The organism is Micromonospora sp. WMMD754, from assembly GCF_049315235.1.
GTDB classification, from domain to species: Bacteria; Actinomycetota; Actinomycetes; order Mycobacteriales; family Micromonosporaceae; genus Micromonospora; species Micromonospora sediminicola.
In genome coordinates, this window is the sequence record NZ_CP186058.1 from 3,019,672 (window position 1) to 3,032,922 (window position 13,251).

At 73.7% G+C, this 13,251-nt stretch carries 12 protein-coding genes; 11 read left to right on the plus strand and 1 reads right to left on the minus strand.

Annotated features, from left to right (window positions below; translation table 11 throughout):
• Window positions 1-3 precede the first annotated feature (3 nt).
• On the minus strand, window positions 4-1,239 hold the full coding sequence (locus ACN27B_RS14755) for an SUKH-3 domain-containing protein (protein ID WP_099162479.1): 1,236 nt from the start codon (window positions 1,237-1,239) through the stop codon (window positions 4-6).
• 78 nt (window positions 1,240-1,317) lie between these two features.
• Between ACN27B_RS14755 and ACN27B_RS14760 the strand changes: the two genes are divergently transcribed.
• The 11 genes from ACN27B_RS14760 (at window position 1,318) to manA (ending at window position 12,973) form a co-directional block, all read left to right on the plus strand.
• On the plus strand, window positions 1,318-1,731 hold the full coding sequence (locus ACN27B_RS14760; protein ID WP_099162478.1) for a YbaB/EbfC family nucleoid-associated protein: 414 nt from the start codon (window positions 1,318-1,320) through the stop codon (window positions 1,729-1,731).
• A 3-nt stretch (window positions 1,732-1,734) separates the two neighbouring features.
• On the plus strand, window positions 1,735-2,091 hold the full coding sequence (locus ACN27B_RS14765; protein WP_281590732.1) for a hypothetical protein: 357 nt from the start codon (window positions 1,735-1,737) through the stop codon (window positions 2,089-2,091).
• Between the two features lie 174 nt (window positions 2,092-2,265).
• Window positions 2,266-6,405: a toxin glutamine deamidase domain-containing protein gene (locus ACN27B_RS14770; protein ID WP_422745472.1), complete on the plus strand. Its 4,140-nt coding sequence runs from the start codon at window positions 2,266-2,268 to the stop codon at window positions 6,403-6,405.
• Window positions 6,402-6,851 carry a hypothetical protein gene (locus tag ACN27B_RS14775; RefSeq protein WP_422745474.1) on the plus strand — a complete coding sequence of 150 codons (450 nt, stop codon included), beginning with the start codon at window positions 6,402-6,404 and terminating at the stop codon, window positions 6,849-6,851. The genes ACN27B_RS14770 and ACN27B_RS14775 overlap by 4 nt, the downstream gene beginning before the upstream one ends.
• Before the next feature lie 50 nt (window positions 6,852-6,901).
• On the plus strand, window positions 6,902-7,396 hold the full coding sequence (locus tag ACN27B_RS14780; RefSeq protein ID WP_422745476.1) for a DinB family protein: 495 nt from the start codon (window positions 6,902-6,904) through the stop codon (window positions 7,394-7,396).
• A complete protein-coding gene (gene nfi, locus ACN27B_RS14785; protein ID WP_422745478.1) occupies window positions 7,393-8,076 on the plus strand; it encodes a deoxyribonuclease V in 684 nt (227 codons plus the stop codon). The genes ACN27B_RS14780 and nfi overlap by 4 nt, the downstream gene beginning before the upstream one ends.
• Window positions 8,077-8,189: 113 nt before the next feature.
• Window positions 8,190-9,182 (plus strand): hypothetical protein, encoded by a 993-nt coding sequence (locus ACN27B_RS14790; RefSeq protein WP_099164768.1) that lies wholly within the window; start codon window positions 8,190-8,192, stop codon window positions 9,180-9,182.
• A 182-nt stretch (window positions 9,183-9,364) separates the two neighbouring features.
• The gene (locus ACN27B_RS14795) at window positions 9,365-9,571 is read left to right on the plus strand and encodes a Trm112 family protein (RefSeq protein ID WP_357621896.1); all 207 of its coding nucleotides are present in this window, start codon (window positions 9,365-9,367) and stop codon (window positions 9,569-9,571) included.
• Complete coding sequence (locus ACN27B_RS14800) at window positions 9,568-10,764, plus strand: SIS domain-containing protein (protein WP_091581640.1); 1,197 nt, start codon at window positions 9,568-9,570, stop codon at window positions 10,762-10,764. Before ACN27B_RS14795 ends, ACN27B_RS14800 begins: the two co-directional genes overlap by 4 nt.
• Before the next feature lie 28 nt (window positions 10,765-10,792).
• On the plus strand, window positions 10,793-11,812 hold the full coding sequence (locus ACN27B_RS14805; protein ID WP_099162474.1) for a cation diffusion facilitator family transporter: 1,020 nt from the start codon (window positions 10,793-10,795) through the stop codon (window positions 11,810-11,812).
• A 3-nt stretch (window positions 11,813-11,815) separates the two neighbouring features.
• Window positions 11,816-12,973, plus strand: coding sequence for a mannose-6-phosphate isomerase, class I (manA, locus tag ACN27B_RS14810; RefSeq protein WP_422745482.1), 1,158 nt, complete (start codon window positions 11,816-11,818; stop codon window positions 12,971-12,973).
• Window positions 12,974-13,251: the final 278 nt, after the last annotated feature.

The following is a 13,251-nucleotide window of genomic DNA, read 5'->3' on the forward strand; positions in this document are numbered from 1 at the left end:
CGGTCACCAGGTGCCGTCGTCGCGCACCCGGGGGGCGGCGCGGCCGAGCAGCAGGGTGGTGAGAGCGGCGTCGACGTCCGCGCCGAGGAACCACTCGCCGGCCTGGTCCAGGGCGAAGACCCGGCCGTGCTCGTCGACGGCGAGGATGCTCTCCTGGCGTTCGCTGCCGAGGGGGAAGAGGCGGGCGCCGAGGACCGCGCCGAAGTCGGCGAGGGTGTCGGCGGTGTGGGCGGCACGCAGCGGATTTGTCGTGAACCGGCCGATCCACGCCTCTTCGCCGGGCCCCCGCCGTCGGCTGAGGACGGCCGGGAACGCGGTGAGCGCCTCCTGGGCGGCCCGGAAGGCCTCGTGGCGGTGGCGCTGACCCGCGACTTCCGCGGTCTCCGCGATCGCACCCATGGCGAGGGCCTCGTTGAACATGCTGATCTGCCACCCGCCGTCGAGGAGGGCATCCGCCACCTCGTCCGGGAACCGCCCCGGGGCGATGTGCTCCTGCGGCTCCGGGCGCCACTCCTCGACGAACGCGAGGTCGGACCAGGGTAGGACCGCGAATCGCACCAGAAACCGGACGCAGGAGTCGCAGGGCAGATCGGCGCGACCACCAGTGGGGTCACCCGGCTCGCGGCTGCGGTAGAACTCGATCCGGCCGGTGCCGAGAAGCTCGCGGGCCTCCTCGATGGTCAGAGGCGGAAGCCCGTCGGCGGCGCGGCGGTGGTCGTGGTCGTGCAGCGCGTCGGAGACGACGATCATCTCGGCGTGCCGCTCCCCGCCGCGCACCAGGTGGCCCGGGGGCAGCTCGTCCAGGTAGGCCCGCACGAGCGGATGGTGCCGCAGCTCGACGTCGCCCTTCGCGCCCTGCGCGACGTGCAGCCGGCCGTCCAGCGTGAGGTGCGCCGCCGCCCCCGGTGTGGGCAGCCGGACCAGTTCGCGGAGCAGTTGCGCGGCCGGGTCGACGGTGCGGGGAGCGCGGGGCTCGGCCGGCCGGCGTTGCCGGTACATCTGCTCGACCGCGACCGCCGGGATCCGGGGCCAGGTGGACACCTCGCCGGTCTCCTTGTCGATGACCGTGGTCGGCAGGTCGCCGGGCAGGGCCCGGGCGTCGGTGGACACGGTGGAGAGCACGACGTAACCCAGGTCGAACTCCTCGACCACCGGAGTGCAGGGGAAACCCAGGCGGTCGGAGTCACGCCGGGCCCACACGGAGGCGATCTGCTCGGCCTGCTGTCGCTCGATCACCACCTGAAATTACCGGACCCCACGGATTTCGTGGCACCCGGTATGGTCGGCCCTACCCACGGTGACGGAAGGGATTCGGCGGTGACTGAGAGTGCGGACCGGGATGCGAACCGTGCGCTGCGCACGCGCTTCGACGAGGTGTACGGCCAATACCAGCGACTCCGGTCCGGTCTGGAGGAACTTCAGTCCAAACTGGCCGAGTTGCGGGTGACCGAACGCTCCGACGACGGTCAGGTCACCGCGGTGGTGGGGGCGCGAGGCGAACTGATCAGCGTCGAGGTGAGCCCCGCGGTGTTCCACGACCGGGACGCCCGGGCCCTGAGCCGCAAGATCACTGAAACGGTGCTGCGGGCGTCCACGTCCGCGACCAGCGCCACCCGCGAGCTGGTCGCCGGCTACCTGCCGCCCGGTTCGCCGTCGGTCGAGTTCCTCCACACCCACGACTTCGGTGCGCTGCTCGGCCGGGCCGACACCGTGCTGTCGCGTGGGGACTGACCGGTGGCCGGGGGAGAGATCTGGCTGGACCCGGACCGGGCCCGTCGCGGTGGCGCCGACCTGAGCCTCGCCGGCAAGGCCGTGGCCGGGGCCCGCCGGGAGACCGGCGACCCGATCGCCGCGGCGAGTGGGCAACGGCCGTGGGGGCGGGACGACATCGGCGCCGCGTTCGACAAGCACTACCAGCGCTACGCCGAGACGCTGCTGCGTGCCTGGGAGCTTCTCGGCCGGTCACTCGAAGGGATCGGGTCGGACGTGGTGCGCTCGGTCGCCGCCACCGTGGAGACAGACCTGAGCAATGCCCGTGACCTCGGCAAGATCCCGCACCAGAGGCACGACCCGCACCGGCCCTGGCGCTGACCACCGGAGGATCCGCGCGTGAGCATGCTGCCCAGCCCGATCCCGCACCCGCTCGACTACTGCCCCTGGGACGTGCCCGGCTGGATCTACGAGGCGCTCGACTGGGTGGTCGGCGTCGAATGGCCGGAAGGCGACGAGCGCGCCGTCTGGGACCTGGCCGACCAGTGGTACGGCGTGGCCGGCGTCCTCGCCGGGCCGCGTGACGACGCCACCACCGCCGCCGGCGAGGTGAGAAGCGGTTACGGCGGCGTCGGCCTGGTGGCGCAGGCGTTCGACACGGCCTGGCACAAGGTGGCCGGGGGCGAGGACGCCCCGCTGCACGTCCTGGTGTCGGCCACCGACGAGCTGGGTCGGCTGGTCGACTCCTGCGGCTGCGACATCGAGGGCGCGAAGCTGGAAGCCTGGATCGAGCTGGGCATCCTGGTCGTGGAGCTGCTGTCCCTGGCGGTCGTCACCGTCCTCACCGCGGGCGCCGCGTCACCGGCGGCCGGTGCCGCGATCACGGCCACCCGGATGGCCGTGCAGCAGATCTTCAGGCGACTGGTGGCCGATCTGGCCCGCAAGGCGGTCCGGGAGGGCCTGAAGGAGGCGGGTGAACGGGCCGCCAAGGAGGTCGCGAAGAGCGGCGCCAAGGGCCTCGCGCGGCGGGCGGTGCTCGGCGGTCTCGTGGAGGCGGGGCAGGAGGCGAGCACCAGCCTCGCGACCCAGGCGTACCAGAACTCCACCGGCCGCCGCGACGGCCTGGACCTCGCCGACGTGGGCACGTCGGGGCTCGGCGGCTTCGCCGGCGGCGCCGCCGCGCCCCTGGCCGGTCTGGGGCGGCACGCCAGCGGTCGGTTCGCCGAGATCGGGGAGCGCTTCGGGCGGGAGATGGCCGGGGAGAGCCTCGCGGAGACCGCCGCAGGCCTTGCCACCGGCCACGGGCCGTCCTTGGAGGACCTGGCACGCGCCGCCGCCTCCGGGGCGACCGGCTCGGCCACCGGGCAGGCCGACACTGCGCTGCACCACCGGCTCGACGCGAAGCTGGGCGGACTCACGGCGCCACCCGTGGGCTTCGACGTGCCACCGCCACCCGACCCGGTGGGGCTGGTGCCGAGCCAGCGGACACCCGAACCGTCCCCGTCGGGTTGGGGTGCCGATCAGGCGGTCAGCCACCAACGGACGAACCCGCAGGCGGTGACGCCGCCCATGGCCGACGCCCCGCCGTCCCGGGCTCTGACCGTCGCGGACGCCGAGGCGGTCGTGTCGGCCGAACCGGCGGGCCCGGCACCGGACGTGACCGCCCGGCCGCCGTCTCATCCGGCCGACCACCCGTCACCAGGCTTCCTGACCAGCGACTCGGCGCACCCGGCCGTCGCGACGAGTCCGATGCTCTCCTCGGTCGCGGTGGAGGTACCCGCCGCCGGCACGCCGGTCACCGCTCCGACCGAGCTGCGAACCGGCCCGCCTCCAGCGGCGGTCGACGTGAGTGGTCCGTCCACCGCTGCGCCGGTGCACGCGGCGGCGCCGACGACGCTGTCCCCACTGCCGCCGGCGGCGGCGGACCCCGCGCACCCGGCCGCACCGTCGGCGCTGGACCGTCCGGCCCCGGGAGTTGGCGGCGGACACCCCGGTTCGTTGCCGGCCCCACCGGTTCACCCGCAGGTCGGGCCGCACCCGGCCACGCCCGGTGCCGGGCCGGACCCCCGGCCGGTGCCGAATCCCCGCTTCCCGTTGCTCGAGTCGTTGGCGCCACCGCGTCCCACCGCCGATTCCCCGATGCCGGGCCCGGGTCCGTTCGACGCACACCCCCCGCATCGGGAGACTTCCCAGCAGCGGGCCGCGCGCCTGGCGGCCGACCGCGAGGGCCTGGACCGGCGGCGTTACCAGGGCTACCTGCAATCGCAGCGGACCCTGCACGAGGAGAACAGGCGCCACGCGCAAATCAAGGAGTTGCGGGACCTAGCCGAGCAGCACTATGAGGCGGCGCGCTGGCTCCTGGCCCGTGGACACGAGCTTCGCCTGGCTGGTCAGCATCACCTTGCCGATCAGCATGTGCGGGAGGGCCGCCTGCGGGAACGCCTGCACTACCGGGCGGTCGACGAGGCCGAGGCGGTGCGCGCCGGCCAACGCCTGCCGGAGCGGGTGATGGTCGAGGACGACCTCGACTTCTACCGGATCAACGACGACGTGGCCGACCTGGCCCTCGGTGCGGTGGAGACGCCCGACCACTCCGCGCTCACCGGCAACCGCCATCCTCCTTCGGTCGACCAGTCCCGTCCCTACGGCATTCGTGGTGGCCTCCGGCCCCCGCTCGCCCTGCACCAGACCGATCTCGAACGGCAGATGCCGCGCAACCCGGACGGCAGCGTGGTGCGCACCGCCGACCCCCGACGTGGGGGATGGTTCCGGTTGGCGAACGACGGCGGGCCGAGCGCGGACGCCACGCGCGGGATCAACTGCCTCGACTGCACGCTCTCGTTCTACGACACCTGGGTGCACGGCCGGCCGCGGGTCGCCGCTCCGCGTACGTTCGACGGCTACCTGGCGGGAGACGTCCGCCGCCCGGTGGGCGGCGAGGTGGACGGCCCGTTGCGGGTCGAGGAGACGACCGGCGGACGCTTCCAGAACCTGACGGCGCCCGGGCGGCCGGGCGTCACCGGTGCGGCCCGGCGGACGCTGGTCGAGGGCGGCTACCGGGACCTGCACGCGCAGTTGGCGGCGGGAGGCCACGGCAGCTACGCGTTCCTCATCACCAGCTTCGAGGGTGGCGGCTCGCACGCCTGGGTGGCGCTGAACCAGAACGGCACGGTCCTCTACCTGGACCCGCAGACGGGCGCGGTGGCCGACCAACCGCTCTACCGGCACGGCGGTACGCCGTTCGCCGGCAACGTGGTCGGCGTCGACGCGCTGGTGCTCGGCCCGGACGGCCGTCCGATGCCGCTCGCCGGCCGGCCGCCCGGCACCTTCAACGTCCTGCCCGAGCCCTCGCCCCGGCCGGCGCCGCCACGCCCGCCGGACCCACTGCCGTCCGACGGGGGGAATTCACCCGACTTCAACCGGGTGCATCTGCTCGGCGAGTCCACCACCTTCCACCGTTCGACCGACACCTCGCCGCCCGGCAGCGCGCCACCGATCGAGCCGGATCCGGCTGACATCCGTCGGGCACACCGGGAGGCACACGCGGCCCGCTTCGCCGCCGGGATCTACGTCCGGGACGCGCTGGCGACGAGCGGCAACCTGGACGACGCGTTCGCGGTCGGGGTGACGCCGTTGGAGTTGGCTCAGCACGCCGACGGGCCGACGCTACGACGGCTGGTGCCGGGGTTGGAGGAGAGCGCGGCCGCCGACCTGAAGCGGCTGTTCGAGGACCCGCGCGTGCAGCGGATGCTCGACCAGAGCTGGGAGGCGCCGCCGCGGCGGGAGGAGTTGCTGGCCGAGACGCTGGTACGGCAGCTCGCGGAGCGGCCCGACCTGGTCCGGATGATCCTGGCGACACCAGAACTCGCGAACTCCCTGACCGCCCGCCCGGTGACCCTGCATCACCTGGCAAGCCACCAGCAGGCCATCGACGTGCTCGGCGAGGTCTTGCAGGAGATCGACGTGCGGGGCGCCGAAGCGGTCATCGCGCATGAACCGCTGACGCCTCTGCCGACGCCGGTGACCGCAGCGCAACGGAAGCTCTCCAAGTCGATCGCAGCTCGTGGGCAGTCGAGGTTGCAGCTCGGCTTTGATCAAGCGCGACGTCATGACGAGGCGTATCGGAGCGCCTATGTTGACCAGCTCTATCAGGATGCAGCGGTCGCCCAGCGGGAACTCAATGCGCTCGCGGTGGGGCTGGCGGATGACCAAGGGCGGCCAGCTTGGAGGAACCAACCCAAGAGCAGAGAGCGTGTGTTTGACAAGTTGGTCGAGTACGAATACGACGCAGCACAGCTCAAGGATCTTGCCGGGGCAAAGGTTCAGTTCGACACGCTCGATGGTGTCTACCGGGCCCTCGGGCGTCTGACTGGGGACCCGCGAGTGGTGATTCTGCACATCAAGGATCGGTTTCTTGAGCCGCAGGTCAGCGGTTATCGAGACATACTGTTGAACCTGCGGATGTCGAACGGCCACACAGCGGAGATCCGCCTGCACCTCACCGCGCTGGACGAGGTGGCGGAGTGGGAGCATGCGCTGTACGAGGTGAGGCGCGATCTGGAGGCCGTCTCCGAAAGTCAAGGCAGGTCCATGACGCGCACGGAGCTAGCGATTCGGGACGGCCTGCTTCGACGGGTACAAGACGCCTATTGGCTCAGGGTGCAGGAGAGTGCGGGGAAGGTGCCACCGCGATGAGGCCGTTGAGCGGCTTGCAGTTGCCGAAGTTCTTCAATTACTACGAGTCACCAGTGAAGCTCGTGCCCACCGCCGAGGGTGGTGTCGCCAGTTGGCGGCTGAGCAAGGACACGGGAGGGTGGCGCGAAGCGAACGACCTCGTCGACAAGTTGCTCTTCTTGGGTGGCGACGAGGTCTATGAGATCTCGCGTGACGAGTTCGTACAGCTCACCGAGCAGGAGCGCGGTCGCTATCTCCATGGCGAAACTCCGATCTTCGCGCTCTACCGGACGGCCCTCGCGCTGGAGGACACGATCCAGGAGGAACGCCGCTATCCGACGACGCAGGAGCAGGCGCTGATCAAGGGAATCCGGCGTCGGACCTTCGTGATGTTCGAGGAGCAGCTTCAACAGGCCGGCGACCCCGCCGCCGACCCGACCATCGCCTCGACAGCTCCTGAGACGTGACGGATCACCTCCGCTCCGACGGTTCCCGCGAAGGGGGGCGGAGCCTGCTCATGACCCACCTGGAGCACCAGCGCCGCACCCTGGAACTCGCCTGCGCCGGGCTCGCCCCGGAACAGCTCGCCCGCCGCTCGGTGCCACCGTCGACGATGTCGCTGCTCGGTCTGGTCCGACACCTCGCCGAGCTGGAGCGGCACTGGTTCCGCCGCACGCTGGCCGGCAAGGACGTGGCGCGGATCTGGCCCACGGGCGACCCGGACGAGCCCTTCACCGGCGCCGTCGCCGAGTCGGCCGTGGTCGAGGAGGCCTGGGCGGCGTGGCGGGCCGAGGTCGCGTTCGCCGAGCGGTACGTGGCCGCCGCGCCGAACCTGGAGGTGAGGGGTCACCGGGGGGACCGGATCGTGACGTTGCGGGAGGTGTTGGTGCACGCGATCGGGGAGTACGCCCGGCACAACGGGCACGCCGACCTGCTCCGCGAGCGGATCGACGGGCGTCCGGGCCGGGCTCGGACGTCGCGGCGGACCGAGCCCGGTGCGCAGCGGTCGTGACGGTGCCCTACCGGCCTCCGGCCGATGAGGAGGAGGCGCGCCGCGTACAGGAGGAGTTGCGGTCCCGGGTGGACCTGGTCGGGCCCGGCCCGGCCGCGCCCGCGACGGTCGCCGGCCTGGACGTCGCGTACGCGACCAGCGGCGACCGGCTCGCGGCGGCCGTCACGGTCCTGGACGCGACCAGCCTCGTCGTGGTGGACGAGGCGGTGGCCGTGGGACGGCCGGCGTTCCCGTACGTGCCGGGGTTGTTCGCCTTCCGCGAGATGCCGGCGTTGCTGGCGGCGCTGGACCGGCTCACCGTCCGCCCCGAACTGCTGGTCTGCGACGGACACGGGGTGGCGCACCCGCGCCGGTTCGGGTTGGCCTGCCATCTGGGTCTGGTGACCGGGTTGCCGGTGATCGGGGTCGGGAAGACCTCGCTGGTCGGCACCTGGACCGGGCCCGGGCCACGGCGGGGGGAGTGGTCGCCGCTGCGCGACCGCGACGAGGTGGTCGGGCGGGTGCTGCGGACGCGGGACGGGACCAGGCCGGTCTTCGTCAGCGTCGGGCACCGGATGGGGTTGGAGAACGCGGTGGAGCGGGTACTGGCCCTGACGCCCCGGTACCGGCTTCCGGAGACGACCCGGACGGCGGACCAGCTCTGCCGCCGGGCGCTCGCGGCGGGTGGCGACCGGGGCTGACCGTGGCGGCGTGTCGCGGCACACATGTGGAGCGCTCGATGGGCGGGTGCCCGGGTGGCCGGGTAGTAACCTCACCGGCGGATCCCGTCCGGGACGGAAACGGTGAGGTGGAGATGTCGGTGAGGCGGCACGCGGCGCGCTGGGCCACGGTCGGCGCGTTGCTGGGTGGCCTGGTGGCCGCCGCGGCTTCCCCGGCCCTGGCGGAGGGTGACCGGGTGGGGCTGCGCTCGGCGGCCAGCTTCACCGCCGGTGGGTCGCCGGGCGTGGTGGCGATCGAGGTGCGGAAGCGGACCGAGGGCTGCGTCATGCTCCGTACCGCGCTCGGGTTGCGGGTCGAGGGCCTGCGCGCGGACCAGGTCCGGGTGGAGGTGGCGGTCGGTCGCCGGTGGACGCCGGTGCCGGTCTCCGGCGGCGGGGGCGCGGTGGCCACCGCCCAGGTGGCGGCGGTCGACCGGCCGCTGTGCAAGGGCAAGGGCGCCACGGTGCGTTACCGGGTGGCCTTCGCGGACGGCGCCGTCGGTGGGCGGCTGGAGCTGGCCGGCGAGGCGAGCGCGGCGAACGGCCAGGTGCTCGGCCGGGCCGGCCGGTCGGCCCGGCTGGTGGGCGCGCAGCCCACGCCGAGCGCGAGCCCTTCCCGCAAGCCCTCGCCGACCCCCAAGCCCAGCGCGGCAGTGACCACGCCGGCCGAGACGGCGAGCACGTCGCCGGTCGTCGCCGCCGTCGACCCCGCCGCGGCGGCCGACGACTCGTCCTTCGGAGGTTCCATGATCATGTGGTTCGGCATCGGGCTGGTGCTCGTCGGCGCCGCGCTGATCGTCCTGCTGGTGCGGCGCAGCCGCGCGGACCGGTCGGACGCCGTGCCGGCGGCCGACCATCCGCCGGTTCCACTGCCGCGCAGCAGCACCACCTACCGCTCCGGGACGCCGGGGCCCGCCCCGACGGTGTACGGCGGCGCGACGCCGCCCCGGCCGGCCGGCAACGTGTACGGGGCGCCGACGGCTGCCGCCCCCACCTCTCCGGCGGCCGGGGACGTGTCCCCCGCCCCCGCCCCGCCGGCCCCCGGGGGCGCGGACGCCACCAGCGTGTTGCCCCGCATGCCGGACTGAGCCGGAACCCGACGGGTCCCCGGGGTTACCGTGACGAAGAGTGATGGTGGCGTGACCCGGTCGCGGGGCCGGTCGTCGGGTGCCGAATGGGGCCCGGTGCCGGGGCCGGTTCGCCGATAAGATCGCGTGCGCCGGACGGCACCGCCGACCGGTGAGACCACATACGTGGAAGGAGCCGCGCCGTGGCCCTGGACCCGCAGTTGCTCGAGATCCTCGCCTGCCCGGACACGCACCACGCCCCGCTCGACTACGACGCGCAGGCGCAGACGCTCACCTGCACCGAGTGCGGCCGCGTCTTCGAGGTGCGCGACGACGTCCCGGTGCTGCTCCTGGACGAGGCGCGCGGCGGTCCCGCCGCCGACGACGCGCGTGGCGGGTCGTCGCGGTGATGGAGGGTACGGCCGGGGTCAGCGGGCACCGGCACGCGGACGAGGCCCTGCTGGACGATCCGGCGCTGCTGTCCGAGCGCGATCCGGGCGGGATGCTGCGGTTCACCGCCTCGGCGGGCGCCCAGGTGCGGGAGTCGGCGGCGCTGGCGGCCGAGGCGAACCTGTCCGTGCTCGCCGACGACGGCCGCCCCCGCGCGGTGGTCATCGCCGGCATCGGCACCGCCGGGCGCACCGGGGACGTGCTGGCGACCGTGGCCGGTCCGCGCTGCCCGGTGCCGGTCATTCCGCACCGCAGCGCCGGCGTGCCCGGTTGGGTGGGCGCGGCGGACGTGGTCATCGCGGTGAGCGCGTCCGGCCGCAGCCCCGAGGCGTTGGGCGCGGCCGAGGCGGCGCACCGGCGCGGGGCCCGGCTGGTCGCCGTCGGCGCGCCGGACTCGCAACTCCAGTCGGTGGCCGAGCGGGCCCGGGCGCCGTTCATCCCGGTGCCCCGGCGCGCCCCGGCCCGGGCCAGCCTCTGGGCGCTCACCGTGCCGGTCCTGCTCGCCGCCCGTACGCTCGGGCTCGTGAAGGTCAACGAGGCGGACCTGGCCGAGACGGCGGCCCGGCTGGACGCCGACGCCGACCGGTGCCGGCCGACCGCCGAGTCCTTCGTCAACCCGGCGAAGTCGCTGGCGCTGGGCCTGTCCGGGTCGATCCCGATCGTCTGGGGCTCGTCCCCGCTGGCCACCGTGGCCGCCCGCCGGTTCGGTGACACGCTGTCCGCCAACGCCCGCTATCCGGTGGTCACCGGCGCGCTGGGCGAGGCCGGCCGGGGTCGGGTGGGCCTGCTCGACGGTGTCTTCGGTGGGCTGGCCGAGGGCGAGCGGGACATCTTCGCCGACCCGGGCGACGACGACCCCGACGGCACCCGGCTGCGGTTGGTGCTGCTGCGCGACGGCGGGCTCAACGCCGACGACGACACCGACGAGCCGCTGGCGGTGGAGGAGCGCCGGGCGGACGCGGTGCAGACGCTCGCCGAGCGGCGCGGGGTGCGCTGCGACGTGGTCACCGCCGAGGGCGGCTCCGCCCTGGAGCGGCTCGCCTCGCTGGTCGCGGTTCCCGACTTCGCCTCGATCTACCTCGCCCTGGCACACGGGCTGGACCCGATGGCCGTACCGGCCGTCACGGAAATGAAGGAGCTGGCAAACCAGTGAGCACGTGCGGCATCGAGCGAGGCGGGGAATGAGCGCAAACGGGGGCACGAAGGCGATCGTCGCCGCCCTGGCGGCGAACCTCGGCATCGCCGTCACCAAGTTCATCGCATTCCTGCTGACCGGCTCGTCGTCGATGCTGGCCGAGTCGATCCACTCGGTGGCCGACTCCGGCAACCAGGGTCTGCTGCTGATCGGCGGTCGGCGGGCCAAGCGGGAGGCCACGCCGCAGCACCCGTTCGGCTACGGCCGGGAGCGCTACATCTACGCGTTCATCGTGGCGATCGTGCTGTTCAGCCTCGGTGGCCTGTTCGCGCTCTACGAGGCCTACCACAAGGCCTCCGACCCGCACGCGATCACGGAGTGGCAGTGGGTGCCGGTGGTGGTGCTGCTGGCCGCGATCGTCATGGAGGGCTTCTCCTTCCGCACCGCGATCAAGGAGTCCAACCTGGTCCGGGGCAAGCAGACCTGGGTCCGGTTCATCCGCCGGGCCAAGGCCCCGGAGCTGCCGGTGGTCCTCCTGGAGGACTTCGGCGCCCTGGTCGGTCTGGTCTTCGCGCTGTTCGGCGTCGGCATGACGTTGATTACCGGCAACGGCATGTGGGACGCCGCCGGCACCGCGATGATCGGCGTGCTGCTGGTGATCATCGCGATCACGCTCGCGATCGAGACCAAGAGCCTGTTGCTCGGTGAGGGTGCCGAGCGCAGCGAGCTGGCCAAGATCGAGCAGGCCGTCACCGGTGGCCCGGAGGTCGAGCGGATCATCCACATGAAGACGCTCTACCTCGGCCCGGAGGAGCTGATGGTGGCCGCGAAGATCGCCGTGCCGGCCTGCGAGAGCGCCGAGGAGCTGGCCCGGGGCATCAACGCGGTCGAGGCGCGGATCCGCCGCGAGGTGCCGATCGCCCGGGTGATCTACCTGGAGCCCGACATCTACAGCGCCGCGGCGGAGCGGGCGGGCACCGGGCAGGCGGCCGACACGGCCGTGCCGGAGGCCGCGACCACCGACGCGCCGGCGGCCGACGAGGTGGCCGGGCGTTCCGGGGGCTGACCGATGGAGTTGTTGCAGGGGCGGATCCGGGACTACGCCTGGGGCTCGCGGACCGCGATCGCCGCGTTGCAGGGGCGACCGGTGCCGAGCGACGGGCCGGAGGCCGAGCTGTGGCTGGGCGCCCACCCGGGCGCCCCGGCCACGGTGGACCGGGACGGCCGTCCGGTCAGCCTGACCGAGCTACTGGTCGCCGAGCCGGGGCACTGGCTCGGTGAGCGGCTGGTCGGCCGGTTCGGCACCCGGCTGCCGTTCCTGTTGAAGGTGCTGGCCGCGGACGCGCCGCTGAGCCTGCAGGCCCATCCGGATGCCGAGCAGGCGCGGGCCGGGCACGCGGCCGACGTGGGGCGGGTCAACTACGTCGACCCCTACCACAAGCCGGAGCTGCTGGTCGCGCTCTCGGAGTTCGAGGCGCTCTGTGGCTTCCGTGACCCGGCCGAGTCGGCGGCGGCGATCGCCGCGTTCGGCGTACCCGCGCTGGAGCCGGTGGCGGCCGCGCTGCGCACCGGGCCGGCGGGCCTGCGGGAGGCCGTACGCGCGCTGCTGAGCTGGCCGGACGCGGAGCGCGCCGGGCTGGTGGCGGCCGTGTCGGCGGCGGCCGCCGGCTCGACCTCGCCGGACGCGGCGCTGGTGCGGGCGCTGGCCGTCGGCTATCCGGCCGACCCGGGCGTGGTGGTGGCGTTGCTGCTGCACCACGTCCGGCTGGCGCCGGGCGAGGCGATCTGGATGCCGGCCGGCAACCTGCACGCCTACCTGCGCGGCACCGGTGTGGAGATCATGGCGGCCAGCGACAACGTGCTGCGCGGCGGGCTGACCCCGAAGCGGGTCGACGTGGACGAGCTGGTGCGGGTGCTGCGGTTCGAGGTGCTGGCCGACCCGGTGGTGCGGCCGGAGCCGGTCGCGCCCGGCGTGCTGACCTGGCCGGTGCCGGTGGAGGATTTCGCCCTGCACCGGGTGGAGGTGGCCGCCGGGTCGCCGGGGGTGCGGCTGACGCTGCCCGGCCCCCGGGTGGTGCTCTGCCGGTCCGGCAAGCTGACCGTGGACGACGGGGTCGGTGTGGTGACGCTCGGCGCGGGCCAGGCGGCGGTCGGTACGGCCGCGGGCGGCCCGTTGGCGCTCGGCGGGGACGGCGAGGCGTTCGTGGCCACCTGCGGCCTGCGCTGACTGGAGCAAGTCCGACTTTCCCGAAACGCTTGACGGGGCTGTTGCTCAGTGTGACTCTATGGGTACGCAGCGTTGTCGCGACGAAGGTCCGGGGACGCGCGGGGAACCAAACCGGGGGGATGCACGGGGCGGCCGGGCCGTGGGCGGAAAGTCCGCTCACGACCGACCGCCCCGTGCGCTGTCCGCCGCCCGCCCGCCGTCCCCGTGCGCCAACCGGCACCGGGTGAGCGGGCCCACGCGCGTAAGGTGGAAGGCTGCGCAGCACTTCCTTCGACAGG